Below are 22245 nucleotides of genomic sequence, written 5' to 3' on the forward strand. Positions count from 1 at the left end.
AGCAGAGCCGCCCGGTGTGACCTTTCACTCGCTGCACCCTGTTGCGCGCACAGTGCCACCAGGGGATCAGTAGCCGACGGTGAAGCGCTTGCCGACGTGCTGCGGCTGCTCGATCTCGTCGACGAGGGCGACGGCGTAGTCCTCGGTCGAGATGCGGCTGTTGCCGTCGGCGTCCAGCAGGAGGTCCTCCAGGCCGACGCGGTAGGCGCCGGTGCGCTCGCCGGGCTCGATCAGGGCGGCCGGGCTGAGGTTGGTCCAGCGGACGTCCTCGACGGTGCGGTAGTGGTCGAGGGCGTCGCCGTGCGCGTGCATGATCTGCAGCAGGAACTCGGGCAGCCCCTCGGCGTCCCAGACCTGCCTGCCGTCGGGGGTGCGCAGCGAGCCGGCGCCGCCGACCGCGATCAGTCGCGGCGCGTCCGGGCCCAGCGTCCGCAGCCCGCCGACCAGCGCCTCGGCGGACGGCCGGACGGTCGCCACGTGGCCGGGGCCGTCGCCGCCGCCGACCGCGCTGACCACCACGTCGCGGCCCTTCGCCTGCTCGGCGACCGAGGCGGGGTCCAGGACGTCGCCGGCGGCGACGGTCAGGCCCGGGTGGGTGAGGTCGAGCCTGGCGGGGTCGCGGAGCACCGCGGTGACCTGGTGCCCGCGCTCCAGGGCCTCGCGCAGCACGCGGCTGCCGATCGTGCCGGTGGCTCCGTACAGGGTGATGGTGGCCATCTCGAACCGCTCCTCGGGTCGTTTTCCGTCGATGCCACCGACCGTACGGACATCTGCCGACGTGAACGAGGTGCGCAGCCGACCGTTCATGGTGAAAAACGGACAACCGGTGAGCGCTGCAACGTTCTGTTGAAACTCCACTTGACGCCCTCTCGGGGTCCGCCGTAGCGTTCTTTTCGCATACCAAAACTATTCTTCCGCATTGTGGAAGTAGTTGCCGACCGCAGGAGTGACCGATGCCCCGTATGACAGCCGCCCGCGCCGCCGTTGAGATCCTCAAGCGTGAAGGCGTCGACGTCGCGTTCGGCGTGCCGGGCGCCGCGATCAACCCCTTCTACAAGGCCCTGAAGGAGGGCGGCGGGATCGGCCACACCCTCGCCCGGCACGTCGAGGGCGCCTCGCACATGGCCGAGGGCTACACCCGCGCCAAGGCCGGCAACATCGGCGTCTGCATCGGCACCTCGGGCCCGGCCGGCACCGACATGATCACCGGTCTGTACTCGGCGATCGCCGACTCGATCCCGATCCTGTGCATCACCGGCCAGGCGCCGGTCTCCAAGCTGCACAAGGAGGACTTCCAGGCGGTCGACATCGCGTCCATCGCCAAGCCGGTCACCAAGGCGGCCACCACCGTCCTGGAGGCGGCCCAGGTGCCCGGCGTCTTCCAGCAGGCCTTCCACCTGATGCGCTCCGGCCGTCCGGGCCCGGTCCTGATCGACCTGCCGATCGACGTCCAGCTGACCGAGATCGAGTTCGACCCGGAGACCTACGAGCCGCTGCCGGTCTACAAGCCGGCCGCGACCCGCGCCCAGGTCGAGAAGGCGCTGTCGTTCCTGCTGGCCTCCGAGCGCCCGCTGATCGTGGCCGGCGGCGGCATCATCAACGCGGACGCCACCGACCTGCTGGTCGAGTTCGCCGAGCTGACCGGCGTCCCGGTCATCTCCACCCTGATGGGCTGGGGCACCATCCCGGACGACCACGAGCTGGCGGCCGGCATGGTCGGCGTCCAGACCTCGCACCGCTACGGCAACGCGACCTTCCTGGAGTCGGACTTCGTCCTCGGCATCGGCAACCGCTGGGCCAACCGCCACACCGGCTACAACCTGGACGCGTACCGCGGCGACCGCAAGTTCGTCCACGTCGACATCGAGCCGACCCAGATCGGCCGGATCTTCGCCCCGGACTACGGCATCGCCTCGGACGCCAAGGCCGCGCTGGAGCTGTTCATCGAGGTCGCCAAGGAGCTGAAGGCCGCCGGCACCCTGCCGGACTTCACCGCCTGGGCCGCCTCCGCCCAGGAGCGCAAGGCCACCCTGCAGCGCCGCACCAGCTTCGACAACATCCCGATCAAGCCGCAGCGCGTGTACGAGGAGATGAACCGCGCGTTCGGCCCGGAGACCCGCTACGTCACCACCATCGGCCTGTCGCAGATCGCCGCCGCGCAGTTCCTGCACGTCTACAAGCCGCGCCACTGGGTCAACTGCGGCCAGGCCGGCCCGCTCGGCTGGACCATCCCGGCCGCGATCGGCGCCGCCACCGCGGACCCGGAGACCCCGGTCGTCGCGCTCTCGGGCGACTACGACTTCCAGTTCATGATCGAGGAGCTGGCGGTCGCCGCCCAGCACCGGATCCCCTACGTCCACGTCCTGGTCAACAACGCCTACCTGGGCCTGATCCGCCAGGCGCAGGGCAACCTCGGTATCAACTTCGAGGTCAACCTGGAGTTCGAGAACATCAACACCCCGGAGCTCGGCGTCTACGGCGTCGACCACGTCAAGGTCGCCGAGGGCCTGGGCGTCAAGGCGATCCGGGTCACCGACCCGAACGAGCTGGGTGCCGCGTTCGAGGAGGCCAAGAAGCTGGCCGCCGAGTACCGCGTCCCGGTCGTCGTCGAGGCGATCCTGGAGCGGATCACCAACATCGCGATGAGCAAGACGGTCGACATGAGCGACGTCACCGAGTTCGAGGAGCTGGCCACCGAGCCCGGCCACGCCCCGACCGCGATCAGGGCCCTGCAGGCCTGATCCCCGCACCGCACGACCGCCCGCCCCGGAAACGCTCCGGGGCGGGCGGTCGCGTTCAGGACGGGTTGGACGCGTGGGTGAGCGTCTCCCAGGCGGTGAACAGGTTGTCGGTGCCCGCCGGGCGGCGCTGCTCGGTCAGCGTCTGGGTGTTGGTCATGCCGTAGCCCAGCCGGTTGTGCAGCGCGTTGAAGCCGACCTCGGTCACCGGGCCGAGCCCGAGCTTCAGGCTGCCGCCGCACAGCCAGGACGGAACCGCCTCGCCCAGCTGGTACTTGGACTGGAAGCCCAGCGCGTGCCGCAGCCGGTCGGCGACCTCCGGGTAGAGGTCCTGTCCCTGGATCCGGGAGGTCTCGGCGACGTGCGAGATCGCCGCGAGCCCGTAGCCGGTGTGGGTGAAGTCCCGGCAGGTCTCCTGGGTGAGGCCGTCCACGAAGGTGGACTGGCCCTGCCAGTAGCCGACGATCTCGGCCCGGGTGTCCAGCCCGCTGCCGGGCGCGGTCTTCGGCAGCGCGCCGTCGGAGGCCAGGTAGACGTAGGCCGGCACCCGGTTGCGGAACCGGGCCACCGCCTTGTCGTAGACCGTCCGGTCGTCCAGGAAGACCGCGATGCCGATGGTCGCCTCGTTCATGCTCAACTCCCAGTTGCCGTTGGAGTTCGAGCCGTTGACCACCTCCGGCAGGTACACGTTGCGCAGCATCGAGCCGAACCGGGAGACCTTGTCGGAGGCCCAGCCGCCCCAGGTGTAGCGGACGATCTCCGCCGCCCGCGGCCAGGTCGAGGCCGACCAGGCGGTCTGCAGCGGGGCGTTGGAGTTGGTGTGGTCGGTGATCGTGCCCGACCAGGCGTCCATGATCTCGGCGGCCTTGGCGGCGTACCGGGTGTCGCGGGTGATGTACCACTCCAGCGCCAGGGTGTACGCGGCCAGCGCGTCCTCGCGCTCGTCGGTGCAGCCGTAGTTGGGGTTGGAGTACGAGCCGCACTCGACCACCGCGCGGGGCTTGGCCGTGCGGGTCAGCGAGGCGTACTTGGAGGCGTGCATCTGGTCGTAGGCGGCCTTCCAGGGCTGCGCCCCGGACTGCACCTTGCCGCGGACGAAGTCGAGTTGGGCCCGGCTGACCAGCACGCCGGGGTGGCTGAAGGCGGTCGGCGCGGCCTCGGCCGCGGGGGCCGCCGACAGCAGCGAGCCGAGCATGGCGAGGAGGCCTGCCGCAACGGGCAGGCGCCAGTGGGGGTTTGGCATGGCCGCGCAGTCAACCAGGGTCGCCGACGGACCGTCAAGAGGACTGGCAGGAAACCCAACAGTTCTGGATTGGTCTATGCCAAGCCATTGACCAACCCCTTTTTACAGGAGTTGAATCAAGCCGCCCCCACACCATGAAAGGCAGGAAGCGGCATGCCTTCTCCCACCCGCCGCACCGCGGCCGGACTGCTCTGCGGCGCGCTCGCCGCCACCGGACTGCTCACCGCGGCCCCCACCGCGCAGGCGGCCGGCGAGAGCGTCCAGGTCTGGCTAACCACCACCGACGACGCCGGCGGCCGGCACGTCACCCGAGGACTCCAGCAGCAGGCCGGCCTCGCCTTCGGCGCCGGCGCAGGCAGCGGCGGCCAGGCGGTCACCGTCGACGAGGGCACCCGCTACCAGCAGTTCACCGGCGGCGGCGCCTCGTTCACCGACACCGCCGCCTGGCTGATGAACTCCAGCGGGGCGCTCTCCGCGGCCACCCGCGACGACGCCATGCGCAAGCTGTTCTCGCCCACCGACGGCATCGGCCTGTCCTTCGTCCGCAACCCGATGGGCGCCTCCGACCTGGCCCGCTACGGCTACACCTACGACGACCAGCCGGCCGGCGCCACCGACCCGGCGCTGAACGGCTTCACCGTCGCGCACGACCTGGCCGACGTGCTGCCGCTGACCAGGCAGGCCCGCCAGCTCAACCCGGCGCTCACCGTGATGGCCTCGCCGTGGACCGCCCCCGCCTGGATGAAGGACAGCGGCAACCTCAACGGCGGCTGGCTGAAGGCCGAGTACTACGGCGCCTACGCCCAGTACTTCGTCAAGTACCTGCAGGCGTACCAGGCGCAGGGCGTCCCGGTGAACTACGTCACCGTGCAGAACGAGCCCACCTGCTGCGGCGGTTACCCCTCGATGAGCTGGAACGGCTCGGGCCTGGCGTACTTCTCCAAGACCAACCTGCTGCCCGCCCTGGCCGGCGCCGGCCTGTCCACCAAGCTGCTGGCCCTGGACTGGAACTGGGACCAGTACGCGGGCTACGCCGCCCCGGTGATGGACGACGCGGCGATCCGCACCCACCCCAACTTCGGCGGCATGGCCTGGCACGGCTACGGCGGCGACGTCACCCAGCAGACCACCGTGCACAACCAGTACCCGGGCGTGGACGCCTTCGACACCGAGCACTCCGGCGGCACCTGGATCGCCGACCAGCAGCGCGAGGACATGCGCAACATCATCGACTACACCCGCAACTGGGGTAAGTCGGTGACCAAGTGGAGCCTGGCGGTCGACCAGAACATGGGCCCGCACTACGGCGGCTGCGGCACCTGCACCGGCCTGGTCACCGTGCACAACGGCGACGCGCGCAGCGGCCAGGTCGACTACACGGTCGAGTACTACACCATGGGCCACCTCACCAAGTTCGTGAAGCCCGGCGCGTACCGGATCGCCTCCACCGCCAACTCGGCCGTGCCCAACGTGGCCTGGCAGAACCCGGACGGCTCCAAGGCGCTGATCGCGTACAACGACAGCGGCAGCGGCCAGACCCTGCGGGTGGTCTGGGGCGGCCAGAACTTCTCGTACGCGCTGCCCGCGCACACCTCGGCCACCTTCACCTGGGGCGGCACCCAGAGCGGCGGCGGCTCGCACACCGGGCAGGTGACCGGGCTGGCCGGCAAGTGCCTGGACGTGGCGGCGGCCGGCACGGCCAACGGCACGGCCGTGCAGATCTACGACTGCAACGGCACCGCGGCGCAGAGCTGGACGCTGGGCACCGACGGCACCGTGCGGGCGCTCGGCAAGTGCCTGGACGTGTCCGGCGGTTCGACCGCGGACGGGGCCAAGACGCAGCTGTGGGACTGCAACGGCTCCGGCGCGCAGCAGTGGACGTACTCCGCGGGCAGCCGCGATCTGGTCAACCCGCAGGCCGACAAGTGCCTGGACGTCACCGGCAACACCTCCGCCAACGGCACCCGGACGCAGATCTGGACCTGCACCGGCGGGGCGAACCAGAAGTGGACCGCCCCGACCGGCTGAGCCCGGATCAGCCGAACTGCCAGAAGGTGCCGTGACCCGCGGCGATCGAGGCGGTGAGGACCACCAGGTCGGCGACCCCGAGGCCGAGCCCGAGCAGGGCTCGGCCTCGGCGCGTGGTGCCGCGCAGCAGCGCCAGGCCGGCCAGCACCAGCGCGAGCGGGCCGAGCACCAGGTTGAAGACCAGCAGGCCGAGCAGGCCCAGGACGAAGGACGCGACGGCCAGCTGGTCGGCGTCGCCGACACCGCGGCGTGCGGAGGTGTTCACGGCAGGACTCCTTGCGGGGAGATCGCTCGGATCGGGGTCAGGAACGCCGGGACAGGCGCTCGCGGGCGCCGAACGCCAGCAGCCAGCCGGCGACCAGGGCGGTCAGCGCGAGCAGCGCGGGCATCGGGAGGTGGACGGCCGCGCCGGCGAGGGCGGCCATGAGGAGCAGGACGACGAGGAACACTGTCGGGCCCTTTCGGATAACAACTGTTCGCTGAAAGTACTGTAGCGGCGCTGGCCAAAGTCGGCAAACAGTTGTTTACTGAATGGCGTGAATCACACCCCCACCACCGCTCCCGGCGTCCGCCAGGCGCAGAAGCAGCAGAGCCGCCGCGCCCTGCTGGACGCGGGCCTCGGCCTGCTGGAGCAGCAGAACCTCAGCGGCCTCGGCGTCCGCGAGGTCACCCGCGCCGCGGGCATGTCCCCGGCCGGCTTCTACCGGCACTTCCCGGACCTCTCCGAGCTGGGCGTGGTGCTCGTCCGGGAGTCGCTGGCCAACCTGCACGAGATGATCAAGGCGGTGTTCGCCGCGTACGGCGAGCCCGAGCGCCTGATCGACCGCGCGGTCGAGGTGATCGCCGCCCACGTCGCCGAACACCGCGCCTACATCCGCTTCCTGGCCCGCGAGCGGCACGGCGGCGTCCGGGAGGTGCGCGAGGCGATCGCCACCGAGTTCCGGCGCTTCGCCGAGGAGGTCGCCGCGGCGCTCGCCCTCCAGCCGGCCGTCGAGGGCTGGCCCGCTGAGGACCTCCGGATGCTCGCCGAGCTGTACGTCGACCGGATGGTCTCCGCCGCCGCCGAGCTGGTCGAGGCCGACCCCGCCGACCAGGAGCGGATCGAGCGGACCGTCCGGATGCAGCTGCGGCTGATCAGCCTCGGCAGCCGGCACTGGCCCGAGGGCTGACGGGCCCGCGCGACCCGGGTGCGACAGGCTTCCCGAAGGAATGAATCGGTGGTTCAATCCTTGACATGGCCTACCGCCGCACCCCCGCCGTCCAGGCCAGACTGGACGCCCAGCGCGAGACCGTCCTGAAAGCGGCCGTCGCGCTGCTCGCCGAGGACGGCTACGCGGGCTGCTCGATGGCGGCCGTCGCCCGGCGGGCCGGGATCGCCACCGGCACGATGTACCAGCACTTCGCCGGCAAGGCGGAGCTGTCGGTCGAGCTGTTCCGCACCGTGGTGCGCCGCGAGGTCGAGGCCGTCACCGAGGCAGCCGCCCGGGCGGACGACCCGCACCGGCGGATCGCCGCCGTCGTCGAGACCTTCGCCGTCCGCGCCCTCAAGGCGCCCCGGCTGGCGTACGCCCTGCTCGCCGAACCCGCCGACCCGGTCGTCGAGGCCGAGCGGCTGGTCTTCCGCCGGGCGTTCCGCGACCTCTTCGCGGTGCAGGTCGCCGCGGCCGTCGAGGCCGGGACCATCCCCCCGCAGCACCCCGAACTGACTGCCGCCGCCGTGGTCGGCGCGGTCGGCGAGGCACTGGTCGGCCCGCTCGCCGAAGGCGGCGGCCACCCCGGGGACCTCGTCCCCGCCCTGGTCGATTTCACCCTGCGCGCCCTGGGAGGGCACTGATGGCAGCCACGCACGAGGTCACCAACCAGGTGCCCGACCCGTTCGGCCACGACGTCGGCGAGGACCCCACCCTGCTCGCCGCCCTGCACCGGGCCGGCGCCGGCTGGGCCGAGGGCGAACTGCACGACCTCGGCCGCCTCGCCGGCTCCGAACAGGCCTGGGACTGGGGCCGGCTGGCCAACGAGCACCCGCCCGTCCTGCGCACCCACGACCGCTACGGCCACCGGATCGACGAGGTCGAGTTCCACCCGTACTGGCACGCGCTGATGGAGACCGCCGTCGGCCACGGCCTGCACGCCGCCCCCTGGCAGGACGGCCGGCCCGGTGCGCACACCGCCCGGGCGGCCAAGTTCTACGTCTGGGGCCAGGTCGAGGCCGGGCACACCTGCCCGGTCTCGATGACCTACGCCGCCGTGCCGGCACTCCGCACCACCCCCGAACTCGCCACCTGGCTGGAGCCGTTGCTCGCCTCCACGGAGTACGACTTCGGCCTGCGCGAGCCGCACACCAAGCGCGGCCTGATCGCCGGCATGTCGATGACCGAGAAGCAGGGCGGCTCCGACGTCCGCGCCAACACCACCGCCGCCGTCCCCGACCCCGACGGCAGCTACCGGCTCACCGGCCACAAGTGGTTCACCTCGGCGCCGATGTCCGACGTCTTCCTCACCCTCGCCCAGGCACCCGGCGGCCTCAGCTGCTTCCTGCTGCCCCGCGTCCTCCCGGACGGCAGCCGGAACCGGATCCTGATCCAGCGGCTCAAGGACAAGCTCGGCAACAAGTCCAACGCCTCCTCCGAGATCGAGTACGACGGCGCCACCGGCTGGCTGGTCGGCGAGGAGGGCCGGGGCGTGCGCACCATCATCGAGATGGTCAACATGACCCGCCTGGACTGCACCATCGGCGCCGCCTCGGGCATGCGCTACGGCGCCTTCCGCGCGCTCCAGCACACCACCCACCGGCGGGCGTTCGGCGCCGCCCTGGTCGACCAGCCGCTGATGCGCAACGTCCTCGCCGACCTGGTCGTCGAGTCCGAGGCCGCCACGGCCGTCGCCATGCGGCTCGCCGAGACCACCGACCAGGCCCTCGGCGGCGACGAGAACGCCGCCCTGGTCCGCCGCCTCGGCCTCGCCGTCGCCAAGTACTGGGTCTGCAAGCGCGGACCCATGCACGCCGCCGAAGCCCTGGAGTGCCTCGGCGGCAACGGCTACGCCGAGGAGTCCGGCATGCCCCGGCTCTACCGGGAGGCCCCGCTGGTCTCCATCTGGGAGGGCTCCGGCAACGTCGCCGCACTCGACGCGCTGCGCGCCATGGCCCGCCAACCCGCGGTGGTCGAAGCCCTGTTGGGCGAGATCCAGCTCGCCGCCGGGGTCGACCGGCGACTGGACGCCTATCTCGGCGGCCTGCAGAAGCAGCTCGGCGACCCGAGCGAGATCGAGTACCGCACACGGCGCCTGGTCGAACAGCTGGCGCTCGCCCTCCAGGGCTCGCTGCTGATCCGGTACGGCGACCCCGCCGTCGCCGACGCGTTCTGCGCCTCCCGGCTCGGCGGCGACCACGGCGGTGCGTTCGGCACCCTGCCGACCGGCGTGGACACCGCGGCGATCCTCGCCCGGGTGCAGGTGTGAGTGCCGCCGAGGCCGAGGAAGTCCGGTCCTTCTGGCAGGAGTTGGGACTGCCCGGACTGATCGACGTGCACACCCACTTCATGCCCGACCGGGTGATGGACAAGGTCTGGGCGTACTTCGACTCCGCCGGGCCGCTCACCGGACAGCCCTGGCCGATCACCTACCGCGACGCGGAACAGCAACGCGTCGACCGGCTGCGGGAGTTCGGCGTCCGCGCCTTCACCTCGATGCTCTACCCGCACAAGCCCGGCATGGCCGCCTGGCTGAACGCCTGGTCCGCCGACTTCGCCGCCCGCACCCCCGACTGCCTGCACACCGCGACCCTCTACCCCGAGCCGGACGCCGTCCGGTACGTGGGCGAGGCGGTCGAGCGCGGCGCGAAGGTGTTCAAGGCGCACGTCCAGGTCGGCGCGTACGACCCCACCGACCCGCTGCTGGACGGAGTCTGGGGGCTGCTCGCCGAGACCGGCACCCCCGTGGTCACCCACTGCGGGTCCGGCCCCGCACCCGGCAAGCACACCGGACCCGGACCGATCGCCGCGGTCCTCGCCCGCCACCCCCGGCTGCGCCTGGTCGTCGCCCACCTCGGCCTCCCCGAGTACGGCGACTTCCTCGACCTCGCCGAACGGTACGAGGGCGTCCACCTGGACACCACGATGGTCTTCACCCCGTTCACCGAGCGGACCGCGCCCTTCCCGGTGGAAGAGCGGCCCCGCCTGCGAGCCCTGGGCGACCGCGTGCTGTTCGGCTCCGACTACCCCAACATCCCGTACCCGTACGTGGACGCGCTGCGTGCGCTGACCACCCTGGAGCTCGGCGACGACTGGCTGCGAGCCGTCTGCCACCGCAACGCGGAACGCCTCTTCAGCGCCCCGCCAGGGGCTCTAGGGGATCTCGCGCAGCAGGGCCAGCAGGTCCGCGTGGAGCGACGGTGCTGCCGCGACGAAGGAGGGTGAGCTCGCCGTCCAGGGGGCTCCGGTCGCGTCGGTGACCAGGGCTCCCGCCTCGCGGGCGACGAGGGCGCCGGGCAGCAGGTTGCCCGCGTCGCTGCCGTACTCCCAGAACAGGCTCAGGTGTCCCGACCCCACCTGGGCCACCTGCACCGCCGTCGGCCCGAGGTTGCGGACGGCGAGCACCCACGGCAGCACCGCGCCCAGCGACTCGCCGGCCCGCCGGACGGCCACCGGGTCCTGCCCGACCAGCGGGGGCTGCGCGGTCGCCGCCACCGCCGCCGCGAGCTCCCGCCGCCGGGGCCGGACGCCGCGCCCGTTCAGCCGCGCGCCGCCGCCGGGTTCCGCGGTGTACGTCGCGTCGAGGTACGGCGCGTGCACCACCGCGAGCACCGGCTCGCCGTCCCGGACGAGCGTCGCGGTGACCGCCCAGTGCGGCAGCCCGTGCAGGTACTGGACCGCCCCGTCGGTGGCGTCGCACACCCACCACTCGCCGTCGGCCGGCACCCGTGCCGCCAGCTCGTCCTCCAGCCAGCGCGCGCCTGGCCGCAGCGCCGTCAGCCGGTCCCGCAGCAGGGCCGACGCGGGCCCGTCCAGCGCGTCGAAGACCTCGGCCGCCTCGGCGAGCGTCACCGCCCGGGCCGGCTCGTCCCGGTGCCGCGCGACCAGCTGCGCCGCGACCTCCCGGACCGCGTCGACCGTTCCCGCCAGCAGCTCCATGTGCCCTCCCGTGTCCGTGGTGACGGACAACAGCTACCGTGAGGACCGGCGCACAGCGCCGTCCAGCCGCCGGATCCTGCGGAACGAGGACATCCATGCCACCGGAATCGAGCGATCCCGCCACCGTCCTGGACCTGCTCGACCGTCGGATCGTCACCGCGCTGCAGGTCGACGGCCGCGCCGAGGCGTCCCGGATCGCCGAGGTGCTCGGGGTGTCGGCCCGCACGGTCCACCGCCGGCTGTCCCGCCTGTTCGCCGAGCGGCTCGTCCAGGTCGTGCTGATGCCGGACGTGCGGGACGCGGCGGTCGGCGCCCTGCTGCTGCGGGTGCGCGTGCTCAGCGGGCGGGTCGACGGCATCGCGCAGGCCCTCGCCGCCCGCTCGGACGTCCCGTTCGTCGACGTGATGCTCGGCGGGCACGAGGTCGGCGCCGTGATGCTGGCCGGCGCCGGCCACCGCGACCGGCTGCTGTACGGCCAGCTGCCGGCCGCCGACGCCGTGGTCGAGACGGCCGTCCACGCGGTGCTGCACCCGTTCGCGGACGCCGCCGCCTGGCGGTCCGGCCACCTCACCGCGGAGGAGGCCGCCGCGCTCGCCCCGCCACCGCCGCGGGCCGGCCCACCCTCCACCGACGCGCTGGACGGCCGGCTCCTGGAGCTGCTGGCGCTCGACGCCCGGCAGTCGGCGGCCGCGCTGGCGGCGGCGGTGGGCGAGCCGGAGTCGACGGTCCGCCGCCGGCTGCACCGGCTCGGCGACGGCGGCCTGCTGCGCACCCACGCCACCGTGGACCCGCGCCACCTGGGCATGGCGGTGGACGCCAACCTGTGGCTGGACGTCCCGCCCGGCCGGCTGGCCGAGGTCGGCGCCGCGCTCGCCGCCCGGCCGCAGGTGCACGGGGTGCTGGCGACCAGCGGCCCGACCAACCTGATGGCCGCCGTGTTCTGCGAGGACCACGCCGCGCTCTACCGCTTCACCACCGAGGTGCTCGGCCCGCTGGGGGTCAACCGGGCGGAGACGGCGATCGTCGCGAGGGCGGTGAAACGCGCCGGTGTGTCACTCGGGCGCGGCAGACTGGGGGCATGTGCCGATCCATCAAGACGCTCCGCCCGCCGATGACGCCCGAGGCGACCGCCGAGGACATCCACGCGGCCGCGCTGCAGTACGTCCGCAAGATCTCCGGGTTCCGCGCCCCGGCGGCGCACAACCGGGAGGCTTTCGAGCACGCGGTGGCGGCGGTCGCCGCGGCGACCGCCGACCTGCTCGCCGGGATCGAGGTGCGCGGGGTGACTACGCCCCGGTCGTCGACCCAGGCCGGATGACCATCAGGACGGTGACCACGGCCCACAGCAGGTTGAACACGCCGGCGGTCATCGGCAGCAGCCGCAGTCCGCGCTCGGCCCGCTCGCGCTCCGCGGCGGCCGCCGCGGGCTCGGCGTCCAGCGCGTCCACCGTCGCCTGCTGACCGGGCAGCACGAAGAACAGCAGCAGGCCGGCGGCGAGCGCGGTCAGCACGATCGACACGGTCAGCCACGGGTCGCCGAGCACGTCCATCACCTGCGCGGTGACCACCCCGAGGATCGGCACCGCGATGCCGAGCAGGGCGTAGACCTGGGTGATCCGGTGCAGCAGCCGCACCGACGCGGCGGCGGTGGCCTGCTCCGGCCCCTCGACCAGCGCGGCCTTCGCCCGCCGGGGGTACATCGAGACCGCCACCGCGACCGGGCCGATGAACAGCACCGCGGCCAGGACGTGCAGACTCAGCAGGAGCTTGGCCATGGGTGACGGGTTTCCTCACGCGGGTACGGGGGCGGACGGGGCACGCTAACACCCCCTTATCGCGCCCCCGCCGTCCGGGTCAGCCCAGGTCGGTGAGCGGAACGGCGGCCGTCCCGAGCCGGACCGGCGCGGTCGAGGCGGCGGCGACCAGCACGCCCCGGCGGCGGTCCGTCCAGTCGAGCAGGTGCAGGTCGCCGAACCGGTGCGAGAGCGGTTCGTCCTCCGCGGGGAGCAGCGGCAGCGCCGACAGGTCGACCTGCGCCAGGGTGTCCAGGTCGACCCGGCCGATTTTGATCAGTGCCTCCTTGCGCACCCACAGCCGCAGGAACGCCGCGGCCGGGTCGGGGTGCCGCCGCACCAGCTCCGCCTCGGCGGGGGCCAGCACCCGCTGCTCGACCCCCGCGGTGGTGGCCGCCGGGCGCTCGACGTCCACCCCGACCGGGACCGTCCCCGCCGCGGCCGCCACCATGCCCGCCGAGTGGGACAGGCTCAGGTGCACCCCGGGCCGGTCGGTGAGCAGCGGCCGCCCGTGCCCGCGCTGCCCGCACCCCGGGCAGAGCTGGCCGAACGCGACCTCGGCCGGCTCGATGCCGAGCAGCCGCGCCGCGCACAGCCGTACCAGCAGGTGGGCGGCGACGAAGTCGGTCCGGTCCCGCTCCCGGCGGAACAGCGCCGCCCGGTCGCGCTCCACCCGGTCCAGCAGCCGCTCGTCCGCCTCGGACAGGGCGAGCACCTCCTCGCTCGCGGCGACCACCGCCAGCGGCGGGCCACCGGCGGCCGCCTCGGATCCGTGCCCCATTCCCGCCGCCCCCTCATGATCGGTACCCGATCCAGGGTAGTGCGCCCCCGGCGCCGCCGCGGTCCGGCGCGGCGGAGCGGTGCGCCGTCCGGACCCTCGCGGCGGAGGCCCGCGCCGTGGTCAACTCGGGTCCGTGGAAACCGTCCTGGCAAGTCTGGTCGCCGTGCTCGGCACCCTCGTCGGCTCGTTCAGCACCTACCTCTTCCAGCGCCGCACCGCCCGGCACGGCGAGGAGGCGGCCCGGGCCGAGCTGCGGCGGCAGGAGCGGCTCACCGCCTGCAGCGAATTCGCGGCGGCGGCCACCGAGTTGAAGCGCGGTCTGATCACCGCGTGGTTCCGCCGACGGGACGGCGCGCGGGACGAGGACGCCCACCGAGCGGCACAGGCGGACAGCGACCGGCTCGGCGCGGCGGCCGAGACCGCCCGGTTCCGGCTGCTGCTGGCCGCGGACGACCCGGAGCTGCACCGCCTGGCCGACCAGGCCCTGGCGGTCACCGGCCGGATCCACCGCGCCGCCGACCGGGCCGAAGTCATCGCCGTCGAACGGGACTTCGAGGCGGCCCTCGGCACCTTCGTCACGGCGGCGGCCGCCCGGCTGCGCTGACGGTCCCGGCGGGGACCGGACCGGCGGCGTGCCCGGAGCGGGAACCCCGGGCCCGCCGCTGCCGGCAGGGCGTCAGGTGACGGCGCCCCGGCGGGTGAAGCGCTCCTCGCGCCACTCGCCGCTCTCCAGCACCTCGGCGAGGTGCCGGGCCGCGTCGAAGACGTCGGTGTGCGAGAGGTAGAGCGGGGTGAAGCCGAAGCGGATCAGGTCGGGTGCCCGGAAGTCGCCGATCACGCCGCGCTCGATCAGCGCCTGCACCACGGCGTAGCCGTCCTCGTGCCGCAGCGCGACCTGGCTGCCGCGCAGGTCGGTCTCGCGCGGGGTGACCACGTCGAGGCCGAGCGGTTCGACCAGGTCCATGAACAGCGAGGTCAGCGACAGGCTCTTGGCCCGGACCTCGGCCGGGTCGACCTTCTCCCAGACGTCCAGCGAGGCGTCGAGGGCGGCCATGCCGAGCAGCGGGGGAGTGCCGGTGAGGAAGCGGCCGATGTCCGCGACCGGCTCGTAGCCCGGCTCGAAGGCGAACGGCCGGGCGTGGCCGAACCAGCCGCTGAGCGGCTGCCGGGCGTCGGCGTGGTGGCGCTCGGCGGCGTACAGGAAGGCGGGCGCGCCGGGGCCGCCGTTGAGGTACTTGTAGCCGCAGCCGACGGCGAAGTCCACGTCGCACGCGTCGAAGGCGAGCGGCACGGCGCCGGCGGTGTGGCAGACGTCCCAGATCATCAGTGCGCCGGCGGCGTGGACGCGGGCGGTGACGGCGGCCATGTCCAGCAGTTCGCCGGTGCGGTAGTCGACGTGCGAGAGCACCACGGCGGCGGTGTCCGGGCCGAGCCGGTCGTCCAGCTCGGCGGCGGAGCCGAGCAGTTCGGCGCGGGCGCCGTCGAAGAGCGAGGTGACGCCCTCGGTGATGTACAGGTCGGTCGGGAAGGCCGCCCGCTCGGCGAGCACCGCGGACCGCCCGGGCCGCAGCCGCAGGGCCGCGCCGAGCACCTTGAACAGGTTGACCGAGGTCGAGTCGCAGACCACCACCTGGCCGGGCGCGGCGCCCAGCAGCGGGGAGAGCCGGTTGCCGAGGCGGCGCGGCAGCTCGTACCAGCCGGCGTCGTTCCAGCTGCGGATCAGGCCGTTGCCCCACTCCTCCTCGATCATCCGGGCGACCCGGGCGGGGGTGTGGCGGGGCAGCGCGCCGAGCGAGTTGCCGTCGAGGTAGAGCACGCCGGCGGGCAGGGTGAACTCCTCGCGCAGCGCGGCCAGCGGGTCGGCGGCGTCGAGGGCGGCGCACTCCTCGCGGGTGCGCGGGGCGCGGGATCCGGGGGCCGGGGTTCCGGGGGCCTGGGTCACAGCTCGTTCCTCACTGCCCACAGCTCGGGGAAGACGTCCTGGTCGGCGGCGTGCTTCAGCCAGGTCAGGCCGCTGGAGCCGCCGGTGCCCGGCTTGGCGCCCATGGTGCGCTTGACCGAGGAGTAGTGCCGCTGGCGCCAGCGTGTCACCCGGTCCGCGGTGTCCAGCAGCGCCTCGCCGAGGCGGACCAGCTCGACGTGGGCCGGGTCGGTGTAGACCGTGCGCCACGCCGCCTCCACCGCCGGGTCGGCGGCGTGCCGGGCGGCGACCGGCTCGTGCGGGGCGGGGACGCCGCGGCGGTCCAGCAGCGCCAGCGCGTCGTCGTAGAGGCTCGGCCCGCGCAGCGCGGCGGCCAGCGCCTGCTGCTCGGCGGGGGAGTCCTCGTACATCTTCAGCATCCGGTCGCTCTTGTTGCCGAGCAGGAACTCCAGCCGCAGGAACGCCGAGGACTGGAAGCCGGAGGCCTCGCCGAGCACCGGGCGGAAGGCGTTGAACTCGGCCGGGGTCATGGTGGCCAGCAGGTCCCAGGAGGAGACCAGCACGTCCTGGGTGTGCGCGCCGCGCTTGAGCGCCGCCAGCGCCCCGGTCAGGTCGTCCTCGCGCAGCGCCTGCTGGGCGGTGGTCCACTCGTGCCACAGCAGGTCGAAGAGCAGCTCCATCACCTGCGTGGTGATGATGAACGACAGCTCCGCGGGCTCCTTGGAGCGCGGCTGCTGCAGGCTGTGCAGCACGTCGAGGTGGACGTAGCGGGCGTAGGGGGTGCCGACGCCAGGCTCCTCGTCCGGGCCGAAGCTGAGATTCGGCCGCTGCGCGTCCCCGGTCATGTGTTCCTCCCGCTTGCTCCGCCTGCCTCCTCGCAGGGCGCGCACCATTGTGCGGTGCGAAACCCTGCTCTTGAATGGGCGACGAACACTGATCCGGCCCGTCGACTTTCCGAACGAACGGTCTGCGGCCGGATCCGGACTGCGAACGCAAAGGACGCCCCATGGACGCCGTCGACCGGCTGCTGCTCGCCGAACTGCAGGCCGACGCCCGCCTCTCCTTCAACGAACTCTCCCGCCGGGTCAACCTCTCCGCACCCGCGGTTGCCGAGCGGGTCCGCCGGCTGGAGGCGGACGGCGTGCTCACCGGCTACCACGCGCACGTCGACCCGGCCCGGGCCGGGCTCGCGGTGATGGCCCTGGTGACCATGGAGTGCTACGGGCCGCTGTGCATCCTGCGCGCCCCCGAGGTGGAGGCCTGGCCGGAGGTCCTGCAGCTGCACCGGGTGACCGGCGGCGCCTGCTGCGTGCTGCTGGTCGGCGTCGCCTCGATGACCGCCTTCGAGCAGCTGATCGACCGGCTCGCGGCGCACGGCCGGCCCAGCAGCTCGATGCTGCTCTCCAGTCCCGTCCCCTGGCGGGCGGTCACCGTGCCGAACCCGGACCGGTGACCGCCCGGCTCAGTGGTGGGTCTCGGGGAAGTGCACGCCGACGCTCTCCAGCCCGGTGAGGAACAGCTCCACCCCGACCGCGGCGAGCAGCAGCCCCAGCAGCCGGGAGAGCACCTCCAGCGAGGTCCGGTCGGTGCGCTGCAGCAGCGGCGAGAGCAGCAGCACGCAGACGCAGTCGATCGCGATCACCGCCAGGTACATCACCGCGACGGTGGAGTGCCAGCTCCAGGTGTCCTCGTCCAGCGACTCGACCAGCACCGCGGTGACCGCCAGCGGGCTGGCGACGTACGGCAGCAGCAGCTCGCGGATGCCGTCCGCGAGCGGGTTGGGCAGCCGGGTGTCGTCCGATCCGCCGCCCAGGTGGATGCCGAGCACCAGCGCCACCGCGTAGATGAAGAAGATCACCCCGCCGGCGAGCTGCAGCGACTGGTCGCTGATGTGGAAGAACTCGGTGAGGAAGTCCGCCGCGTAGGCCATGGTGAGGCCGACCGCCGCCGCGATGGCCGAGGAGACCAGGGTCAGCCGGCGCATCTCGCCGGGGGTGCGCTGCCGGCTCAGGTGGGCGAAGGCGAGCAGCACCTTGGGCGGGCCGACGACGGCGAAGAACGTGATGAAGACGGTACTCAGAGTGAGGTCGGGCATGCCCTCATCGTCGCCGGTCAGTGCAGTTTCACGGTGACGCCGCCCTGGCGCAGCACGTCGAGGATCGCGTCGAAGCAGCTGCGGTCGCCGGTCTCCCCGCCGGCCACCCGGCGGGTCAGCACCCGGGCGGACGTCATCGACTCGTGCCACACCAGGGTGAACGGCGGCTCCGGGCCGAAGCCGCCGCGCAGGCAGTCCGCGAGGGCGTCCAGGTTCTTGCCGTAGTACCCGTCCGGGGCGTCCAGGATCCGGCCGAGCTGGGTGTAGAACGAGGGCTCGTCGGTGACCAGCTCCCCGCGCAGGTGGTACTCGGGGAACGGGAGCGGGGCGGCGGGCGTGGTCGACATGGCGCTCCTGGTGACGGAGGTGCGGGGTCGCCCGGATGGCGTTCCCGGGTCGAACGGATCCGGTCGGTGGGCTGGGATGGGGGGCGTACCGTCCGCCCGGACCCAGGGGCTCACCATGACCAGTCTGCACCGCAAGGATCTCGGCCTGCTGGCCCTGCGCACCGTCGTGGGGGGTGTCCTGTTCGCGCACGGCGCGCAGAAGCTGTTCGGCTGGTTCGGCGGCGGGGGGCCGGAGGGCACCGCGCAGGCGATGGAGCACATGGGCTTCACGCCCGGTGAGCGCAACGCGCTCGCCGCGGGCCTCGGCGAGGCGGGCGGCGGGGCGCTGCTCGCCGTCGGCCTGGCCACCCCCGCGGCCGGCGCGATGGTTGCCGGGACGATGGCGGGCGCCACCTCGGTGCACGCCCCGGCCGGCTTCTTCGCGCAGGGCGGCGGCTACGAGTACCCGGCGCTACTCGGCGCCTGCGGGCTGGCCCTCGGCATCGCGGGCGCCGGCCGGTACTCGCTCGACCACGCGCTCGGCCACGCGCTCGACCGGCCGTGGATCGGGGTGCTCGCCTTCACCGCGAGCGCGCTGGGGGCGGTGACGGTGGTGACGAAGCGCCAGGACGAGCTCCGCCGCCGGGAGGCCCGGGCCGCGGACGAGGCGGCGCAGGAGTCGGGCTCCGGCCTCGCGTAGGACCCGTGGACCGTTGATCACGATGGAAGGTTGCTGATGATGCGTCGGATGGTTGTGGCAGTGGGGCTCGGCGCGGTGTCCGTGCTGGCGGTCAGCGGGTGTTCGTCGGACGGGAAGGCGGCGTCGGTGGCGTCCTCCGCGGCGTCCGCGGCGGTGTCGGCCGCGCAGTCCGCGGCGCAGTCGGTGGCGAGCGGGGCGGCGTCGGCGGCCGCTTCGGCTGCTTCGGCCGCGGGTTCGGCGGTGGGGTCGGCCGCCGCTTCGGCGCAGGCGGCCGCCTCGTCGGCGCTGGCGAGCGTGAAGGGCGGGCTGGACGCGAAGGGGGACATCGCGCTGGGGCCGGTGACCATCGCCTCGGACGGAAAGGCCGAAGTGCAGCTCAATGTGACGAACCATGAGTCGCAGGCCAACGAGTACACGGTTCAGGTCAACTTCACCGACGCGTCCGGGAACGTTCTGGACGCGGTGGCGGTGAACGTCCCGGAGGTCGCGGCGGGGGCGACGGCGCAGGCCACGGCCAAGAGCAACCGGTCGCTGACCGGCACGGTGCAGGCACAGGTCGCCGCCGCGCTGCGGTACTGACCTGACAGGGGAACCTTAAGGGCGACTCAAGCGCCGCGGCAGGCTCTTGACGGCCAGGTTGGTCTAGTCCATTTTAATCCCCAGGTGCAGGGAGCCCCTGGGCCGGCGCCGGTGGTCCAGACCTCCGGCGCCGGTTCGGCGCATCCCCGATCCTGTGTTTGCGCAGGCCAACGCTTCGATTCCCCTGTCATGACCCTGGCTGCCCGGCCCCACCCCGAGCGGTCGTCCGGGGTTTGGCAGGCCCCCACGACCAGGAGTCACGCAGCCATGCTTCGTCGTTCCGTTCCCCAGGAGCCGCGCACGCGGCGCCGCTCGAAGGGGCTGTCCGCGCTCGCCGCGGGCACTGCCGCCTCCCTGCTGCTCGGTGGCGCGCTCGCGCTGACCGGCGGTGCCACTGCCCAGGCCGCGGCCACCAACACCACCGGCGCTCCGGCGACCAGCGGTGGCATCAAGGTCGCCTACTTCGACCAGTGGTCGATCTACGGCAACGCCTACTACCTGAAGACCGTTCAGGACACCGGCGCCGCCTCGAAGCTCGACTACATCATTTACGACTTCGCCAACATCAGCCCGACCAACCTCACCTGTATGGAGGCCAACAAGGCCGCCTCGCAGAACGAGGACGACCCCAACGCGGGTGACGGCGCCGGCGACTCCTTCGCCGACTACGGCAAGACCTTCGGCGCGGACATCTCGGTGGACGGCGTCGCCGACACCTGGAACCAGCCGCTGGCCGGCAACTTCAACCAGATCAAGAAGCTGAAGGCGAAGAACCCGAACCTCAAGGTTCTGCTCTCCATCGGCGGTTGGACCTACTCCAAGTACTTCTCCGACGTCTCCGCCTCGGACGCGGCGCGCAAGAAGTTCGTCTCCTCCTGCGTCGACATGTTCATCAAGGGCAACCTGCCCGTCGACGGCGGCTTCGGCGGCCCGGGCTCCGCGGCCGGCGTCTTCGACGGCTTCGACATCGACTGGGAGTACCCGGGCGGCGGCGGCCACACCGGCAACCACTCCTCGGCTGCGGACAAGCAGAACTTCACGCTGCTGCTCGCCGAGCTGCGCGCCCAGCTGGACGCTCAGGGCAAGACCGACGGCAAGACCTACGGCCTCGCGGCCGCGGTCGGCGCGGGTCAGGACAAGATCAAGAACGTCGAGACCGACAAGATCGGCCAGTACCTGACGTTCCTGGACATCATGACCTACGACATGCACGGTGCGTGGGACGCCAAGGGCCCGACGAACCACCAGGCCCCGATCTACACCAACCCGAACGACCCGATGACCCCGGTCCCCGGTGGCAACGGCAAGTACTCGGTGGACAACGCCATCAAGGCGTACACCGTGGGTGACCCGCAGTACGGCATCCCCGGCGGCTTCCCGGCGAAGAAGATCAACGTCGGCATCCCGTTCTACTACCGCGGCTGGACCGGCGTGACCGCCGGCAACAGCCACGGCCTGTTCCAGACCGCGACGGGCCCGGCCACCGGTGCCGCCAACTCCGGCAACGTCAACGGCATCCGGATGTACAAGGAGCTCAACGGCTTCGTCGACAACCCGAACTACACCTACTGGGACGACGTCGCCAAGACCGCGTACTTCTACGACGGCACCACCTTCTGGACCGGCGAGAACGCCCAGTCGATCCAGGCCAAGCTGGACTACGCGCACTGCAACGGCCTCGGTGGCTCGTTCGCCTTCTCGATGTACGACCTGGGCACCCAGACCGCCCTGTTCGACAAGATGGTGACCGCGACCAACGGCTCCGCCGCGTCCTGCCCGGCCCCGTCCCCGTCCCCGTCGGCGTCGGCCTCCTCCTCGGCCTCCCCGTCGCAGTCGGCCAGCCCGTCCGCCTCGGCGTCGGCCTCCGCCTCGCAGTCGGCCTCGCCGTCCGCGTCCGCCTCGACCGGCACCTGCTCGGGCGCCCCGAGCTGGAACGCCGCCACCGTCTACGCGACCGCCACCAAGGTCTCGTGGAAGGGCCACTACTACACCAACAAGTGGTGGACCACGAACGAGGACCCCTCGCTCAGCGGTCAGTGGGGTGTCTGGGCCGACAACGGCGCCTGCTGATCCGGTAGTCCACCGGTAGTACGCCAAAGGGGCGCGGGGACCGCAACGGTCCCCGCGCCCCCGCGCGCTTGTGTCAGGACGGGTCGAGGATCCGGCCGTCCTTCAGTTCCACCACCTCGTCCGCGAGTTCCATCAGCTGCGGGTCGTGGGTGGCGACCAGGGCGGTGACGCCCTCGCTGCGGACCACGGCGCGCAGCAGCTCCATCACCGAACGGCCGGTCTCGGAGTCGAGCTGGCCGGTCGGCTCGTCCGCGATGATCAGGGCCGGCTCGTTGGCGAGCGCCCGGGCGATCGCCACCCGCTGCTGCTGTCCGCCGGAGAGCTCGCCGGGACGCTGGTCGGCGTGGTCGGCGAGGCCGACCAGGGCGAGCAGGGTGCGCACCCGCTCCTCACGCTCGGCGGGAGCCACCTTGCGCAGCCGCATCGGGACGCCGACGTTCTCCGCCGCGGTCAGGATCGGCAGCAGGCCGAAGGACTGGAAGACGAAGCCGATCCGGTCGCGCCGCAGGGCGAGCCGGCCGTCCTCGTCCAGGGCGGAGAGGTCGGTGCCGTCGATCTCGATCCGGCCGGAGGTCGGGCTGTCCAGGCCGCCGACCAGGTTGAGCAGGGTGGTCTTGCCGGAGCCGGAGCGGCCGCGCAGCGCGGTGAGCTGCCCGCGGTGGGCCCGGAACGAGACCCCGCGCAGCGCGTGGACCGTCCGCTCGCCGCTGCCGAAGCTGCGCCGGACGTCCTCCACCACCACCATCGGAGTGGACCCGGTGCGCTGCCCCGCGCTCTGCTCCGCGCTCTGTGCTGCGCTCTGCCCTGCCATGGCGCCCCCTGACGGCTCGACTGACTGCTCA

At 72.7% G+C, this 22245-nt stretch carries 26 protein-coding genes; 13 read left to right on the forward strand and 13 right to left on the reverse strand.

Going from position 1 to position 22245, the window contains the following annotated elements; genetic code table 11:
* Positions 1–66: 66 nt before the first annotated feature.
* On the reverse strand, positions 67–717 hold the full coding sequence (locus ACGFX4_RS12655; RefSeq protein ID WP_393072518.1) for an NAD(P)-dependent oxidoreductase: 651 nt from the start codon (positions 715–717) through the stop codon (positions 67–69).
* Positions 718–953: 236 nt separating this feature from the next.
* Between ACGFX4_RS12655 and gcl the strand changes: the two genes are divergently transcribed.
* A complete protein-coding gene (gene gcl / locus ACGFX4_RS12660; RefSeq protein WP_393072520.1) occupies positions 954–2741 on the forward strand; it encodes a glyoxylate carboligase in 1788 nt (595 codons plus the stop codon).
* 55 nt (positions 2742–2796) lie between these two features.
* Here the strand turns inward: gcl and ACGFX4_RS12665 are convergent, their stop codons facing one another.
* Complete coding sequence (locus tag ACGFX4_RS12665; RefSeq protein WP_393072522.1) at positions 2797–3981, reverse strand: alginate lyase family protein; 1185 nt, start codon at positions 3979–3981, stop codon at positions 2797–2799.
* Positions 3982–4134: 153 nt separating this feature from the next.
* Here ACGFX4_RS12665 and ACGFX4_RS12670 point away from each other — a divergent pair, with 153 nt between their 5' ends.
* Positions 4135–6009, forward strand: coding sequence for a ricin-type beta-trefoil lectin domain protein (locus ACGFX4_RS12670; protein ID WP_393072524.1), 1875 nt, complete (start codon positions 4135–4137; stop codon positions 6007–6009).
* Positions 6010–6016: 7 nt separating this feature from the next.
* Here ACGFX4_RS12670 and ACGFX4_RS12675 read toward each other — a convergent pair whose 3' ends face one another.
* Together ACGFX4_RS12675 and ACGFX4_RS12680 are read right to left on the reverse strand one after the other, a co-directional pair.
* The gene (locus ACGFX4_RS12675) at positions 6017–6274 is read right to left on the reverse strand and encodes a DUF4190 domain-containing protein (protein ID WP_345696877.1); all 258 of its coding nucleotides are present in this window, start codon (positions 6272–6274) and stop codon (positions 6017–6019) included.
* Positions 6275–6311: 37 nt separating this feature from the next.
* Positions 6312–6458 (reverse strand): hypothetical protein, encoded by a 147-nt coding sequence (locus ACGFX4_RS12680; protein WP_393072526.1) that lies wholly within the window; start codon positions 6456–6458, stop codon positions 6312–6314.
* An 87-nt stretch (positions 6459–6545) separates the two neighbouring features.
* Between ACGFX4_RS12680 and ACGFX4_RS12685 the strand changes: the two genes are divergently transcribed.
* The 4 genes from ACGFX4_RS12685 (at position 6546) to ACGFX4_RS12700 (ending at position 10424) form a co-directional block, all read left to right on the forward strand.
* Complete coding sequence (locus tag ACGFX4_RS12685; protein ID WP_393072528.1) at positions 6546–7178, forward strand: TetR family transcriptional regulator; 633 nt, start codon at positions 6546–6548, stop codon at positions 7176–7178.
* A 65-nt stretch (positions 7179–7243) separates the two neighbouring features.
* Complete coding sequence (locus tag ACGFX4_RS12690; protein ID WP_393072530.1) at positions 7244–7843, forward strand: TetR/AcrR family transcriptional regulator; 600 nt, start codon at positions 7244–7246, stop codon at positions 7841–7843.
* Positions 7843–9468 carry an acyl-CoA dehydrogenase family protein gene (locus tag ACGFX4_RS12695; protein WP_393072532.1) on the forward strand — a complete coding sequence of 542 codons (1626 nt, stop codon included), beginning with the start codon at positions 7843–7845 and terminating at the stop codon, positions 9466–9468. The genes ACGFX4_RS12690 and ACGFX4_RS12695 overlap by 1 nt, the downstream gene beginning before the upstream one ends.
* Positions 9465–10424 carry an amidohydrolase family protein gene (locus ACGFX4_RS12700; protein WP_393072534.1) on the forward strand — a complete coding sequence of 320 codons (960 nt, stop codon included), beginning with the start codon at positions 9465–9467 and terminating at the stop codon, positions 10422–10424. The genes ACGFX4_RS12695 and ACGFX4_RS12700 overlap by 4 nt, the downstream gene beginning before the upstream one ends.
* Here ACGFX4_RS12700 and ACGFX4_RS12705 read toward each other — a convergent pair.
* Positions 10353–11138 (reverse strand): inositol monophosphatase family protein, encoded by a 786-nt coding sequence (locus tag ACGFX4_RS12705; RefSeq protein WP_393072536.1) that lies wholly within the window; start codon positions 11136–11138, stop codon positions 10353–10355. The two genes, ACGFX4_RS12700 and ACGFX4_RS12705, sit on opposite strands and share 72 nt — an antisense overlap.
* A 95-nt stretch (positions 11139–11233) precedes the next feature.
* Between ACGFX4_RS12705 and ACGFX4_RS12710 the strand changes: the two genes are divergently transcribed.
* Together ACGFX4_RS12710 and ACGFX4_RS12715 are read left to right on the forward strand one after the other, a co-directional pair.
* The gene (locus ACGFX4_RS12710; RefSeq protein WP_393072538.1) at positions 11234–12253 is read left to right on the forward strand and encodes an Lrp/AsnC family transcriptional regulator; all 1020 of its coding nucleotides are present in this window, start codon (positions 11234–11236) and stop codon (positions 12251–12253) included.
* Positions 12217–12456, forward strand: a complete 240-nt coding sequence (locus tag ACGFX4_RS12715) for a DUF2277 domain-containing protein (RefSeq protein WP_393072540.1) — start codon at positions 12217–12219, stop codon at positions 12454–12456. Before ACGFX4_RS12710 ends, ACGFX4_RS12715 begins: the two co-directional genes overlap by 37 nt.
* Here the strand turns inward: ACGFX4_RS12715 and ACGFX4_RS12720 are convergent.
* Positions 12425–12913: a DUF2269 family protein gene (locus ACGFX4_RS12720; protein ID WP_393072541.1), complete on the reverse strand. Its 489-nt coding sequence runs from the start codon at positions 12911–12913 to the stop codon at positions 12425–12427. The genes ACGFX4_RS12715 and ACGFX4_RS12720 overlap by 32 nt on opposite strands.
* Before the next feature lie 79 nt (positions 12914–12992).
* The gene (locus ACGFX4_RS12725) at positions 12993–13712 is read right to left on the reverse strand and encodes a 4'-phosphopantetheinyl transferase family protein (RefSeq protein WP_393072543.1); all 720 of its coding nucleotides are present in this window, start codon (positions 13710–13712) and stop codon (positions 12993–12995) included.
* A 133-nt stretch (positions 13713–13845) separates the two neighbouring features.
* On the opposite strand from ACGFX4_RS12725, the gene ACGFX4_RS12730 reads away from it, so the two are divergent.
* Entirely contained in the window at positions 13846–14316 is a 471-nt protein-coding gene (locus tag ACGFX4_RS12730; RefSeq protein ID WP_393072545.1) for a hypothetical protein, read from the forward strand.
* Positions 14317–14388: 72 nt separating this feature from the next.
* On the opposite strand, the gene kynU is transcribed toward ACGFX4_RS12730, so the two are convergent.
* Both kynU and ACGFX4_RS12740 read right to left on the reverse strand, forming a co-directional pair.
* Positions 14389–15654 carry a kynureninase gene (kynU, locus tag ACGFX4_RS12735; RefSeq protein WP_393072547.1) on the reverse strand — a complete coding sequence of 422 codons (1266 nt, stop codon included), beginning with the start codon at positions 15652–15654 and terminating at the stop codon, positions 14389–14391.
* A complete protein-coding gene (locus ACGFX4_RS12740; RefSeq protein WP_393072549.1) occupies positions 15651–16478 on the reverse strand; it encodes a tryptophan 2,3-dioxygenase in 828 nt (275 codons plus the stop codon). The genes kynU and ACGFX4_RS12740 overlap by 4 nt, the downstream gene beginning before the upstream one ends.
* A gap of 161 nt (positions 16479–16639) precedes the next feature.
* On the opposite strand from ACGFX4_RS12740, the gene ACGFX4_RS12745 reads away from it, so the two are divergent.
* Positions 16640–17086, forward strand: coding sequence for an Lrp/AsnC family transcriptional regulator (locus ACGFX4_RS12745; RefSeq protein WP_393072551.1), 447 nt, complete (start codon positions 16640–16642; stop codon positions 17084–17086).
* 9 nt (positions 17087–17095) lie between these two features.
* Here ACGFX4_RS12745 and ACGFX4_RS12750 read toward each other — a convergent pair whose 3' ends face one another.
* Together ACGFX4_RS12750 and ACGFX4_RS12755 are read right to left on the reverse strand one after the other, a co-directional pair.
* Positions 17096–17728, reverse strand: a complete 633-nt coding sequence (locus tag ACGFX4_RS12750) for a MarC family protein (protein ID WP_393072553.1) — start codon at positions 17726–17728, stop codon at positions 17096–17098.
* A 17-nt stretch (positions 17729–17745) separates the two neighbouring features.
* Entirely contained in the window at positions 17746–18075 is a 330-nt protein-coding gene (locus ACGFX4_RS12755) for a barstar family protein (RefSeq protein WP_393072555.1), read from the reverse strand.
* A gap of 115 nt (positions 18076–18190) precedes the next feature.
* Between ACGFX4_RS12755 and ACGFX4_RS12760 the strand changes: the two genes are divergently transcribed.
* Positions 18191–18754 carry a DoxX family protein gene (locus tag ACGFX4_RS12760; protein ID WP_393072557.1) on the forward strand — a complete coding sequence of 188 codons (564 nt, stop codon included), beginning with the start codon at positions 18191–18193 and terminating at the stop codon, positions 18752–18754.
* Between the two features lie 17 nt (positions 18755–18771).
* On the opposite strand, the gene ACGFX4_RS12765 is transcribed toward ACGFX4_RS12760, so the two are convergent.
* A complete protein-coding gene (locus tag ACGFX4_RS12765; RefSeq protein WP_393072559.1) occupies positions 18772–19101 on the reverse strand; it encodes a hypothetical protein in 330 nt (109 codons plus the stop codon).
* On the opposite strand from ACGFX4_RS12765, the gene ACGFX4_RS12770 reads away from it, so the two are divergent.
* Positions 19094–19333: an FxLYD domain-containing protein gene (locus tag ACGFX4_RS12770; protein ID WP_393072561.1), complete on the forward strand. Its 240-nt coding sequence runs from the start codon at positions 19094–19096 to the stop codon at positions 19331–19333. The genes ACGFX4_RS12765 and ACGFX4_RS12770 overlap by 8 nt on opposite strands.
* A 267-nt stretch (positions 19334–19600) precedes the next feature.
* Positions 19601–21403, forward strand: coding sequence for a glycosyl hydrolase family 18 protein (locus tag ACGFX4_RS12775; protein ID WP_393072563.1), 1803 nt, complete (start codon positions 19601–19603; stop codon positions 21401–21403).
* A 73-nt stretch (positions 21404–21476) separates the two neighbouring features.
* Here ACGFX4_RS12775 and ACGFX4_RS12780 read toward each other — a convergent pair whose 3' ends face one another.
* Positions 21477–22214 carry an ABC transporter ATP-binding protein gene (locus ACGFX4_RS12780; RefSeq protein ID WP_393072565.1) on the reverse strand — a complete coding sequence of 246 codons (738 nt, stop codon included), beginning with the start codon at positions 22212–22214 and terminating at the stop codon, positions 21477–21479.
* Positions 22215–22245: the final 31 nt, after the last annotated feature.

Source organism: Kitasatospora sp. NPDC048365 (assembly GCF_043200835.1).
Lineage (GTDB): Bacteria > Actinomycetota > Actinomycetes > Streptomycetales > Streptomycetaceae > Kitasatospora > Kitasatospora terrestris.

What these genes read in the sequence shown, in the direction of transcription:
- ACGFX4_RS12655 (WP_393072518.1), bottom strand. Translation starts at nt 717, where the DNA reads ATGGCCACCATCACCCTGTACGGAGCCACCGGCACGATCGGCAGCCGC.
- gcl (WP_393072520.1), top strand. Translation starts at nt 954, where the DNA reads ATGCCCCGTATGACAGCCGCCCGCGCCGCCGTTGAGATCCTCAAGCGT.
- ACGFX4_RS12665 (WP_393072522.1), bottom strand. Translation starts at nt 3,981, where the DNA reads ATGCCAAACCCCCACTGGCGCCTGCCCGTTGCGGCAGGCCTCCTCGCC.
- ACGFX4_RS12670 (WP_393072524.1), top strand. Translation starts at nt 4,135, where the DNA reads ATGCCTTCTCCCACCCGCCGCACCGCGGCCGGACTGCTCTGCGGCGCG.
- ACGFX4_RS12690 (WP_393072530.1), top strand. Translation starts at nt 7,244, where the DNA reads ATGGCCTACCGCCGCACCCCCGCCGTCCAGGCCAGACTGGACGCCCAG.
- ACGFX4_RS12695 (WP_393072532.1), top strand. Translation starts at nt 7,843, where the DNA reads ATGGCAGCCACGCACGAGGTCACCAACCAGGTGCCCGACCCGTTCGGC.
- ACGFX4_RS12705 (WP_393072536.1), bottom strand. Translation starts at nt 11,138, where the DNA reads ATGGAGCTGCTGGCGGGAACGGTCGACGCGGTCCGGGAGGTCGCGGCG.
- ACGFX4_RS12710 (WP_393072538.1), top strand. Translation starts at nt 11,234, where the DNA reads ATGCCACCGGAATCGAGCGATCCCGCCACCGTCCTGGACCTGCTCGAC.
- ACGFX4_RS12715 (WP_393072540.1), top strand. Translation starts at nt 12,217, where the DNA reads ATGTGCCGATCCATCAAGACGCTCCGCCCGCCGATGACGCCCGAGGCG.
- ACGFX4_RS12720 (WP_393072541.1), bottom strand. Translation starts at nt 12,913, where the DNA reads ATGGCCAAGCTCCTGCTGAGTCTGCACGTCCTGGCCGCGGTGCTGTTC.
- ACGFX4_RS12725 (WP_393072543.1), bottom strand. Translation starts at nt 13,712, where the DNA reads ATGGGGCACGGATCCGAGGCGGCCGCCGGTGGCCCGCCGCTGGCGGTG.
- ACGFX4_RS12740 (WP_393072549.1), bottom strand. Translation starts at nt 16,478, where the DNA reads ATGACCGGGGACGCGCAGCGGCCGAATCTCAGCTTCGGCCCGGACGAG.
- ACGFX4_RS12745 (WP_393072551.1), top strand. Translation starts at nt 16,640, where the DNA reads ATGGACGCCGTCGACCGGCTGCTGCTCGCCGAACTGCAGGCCGACGCC.
- ACGFX4_RS12750 (WP_393072553.1), bottom strand. Translation starts at nt 17,728, where the DNA reads ATGCCCGACCTCACTCTGAGTACCGTCTTCATCACGTTCTTCGCCGTC.
- ACGFX4_RS12755 (WP_393072555.1), bottom strand. Translation starts at nt 18,075, where the DNA reads ATGTCGACCACGCCCGCCGCCCCGCTCCCGTTCCCCGAGTACCACCTG.
- ACGFX4_RS12760 (WP_393072557.1), top strand. Translation starts at nt 18,191, where the DNA reads ATGACCAGTCTGCACCGCAAGGATCTCGGCCTGCTGGCCCTGCGCACC.
- ACGFX4_RS12765 (WP_393072559.1), bottom strand. Translation starts at nt 19,101, where the DNA reads ATGGTCACCGGCCCCAGCGCGATGTCCCCCTTCGCGTCCAGCCCGCCC.
- ACGFX4_RS12775 (WP_393072563.1), top strand. Translation starts at nt 19,601, where the DNA reads ATGCTTCGTCGTTCCGTTCCCCAGGAGCCGCGCACGCGGCGCCGCTCG.
- ACGFX4_RS12780 (WP_393072565.1), bottom strand. Translation starts at nt 22,214, where the DNA reads ATGGCAGGGCAGAGCGCAGCACAGAGCGCGGAGCAGAGCGCGGGGCAG.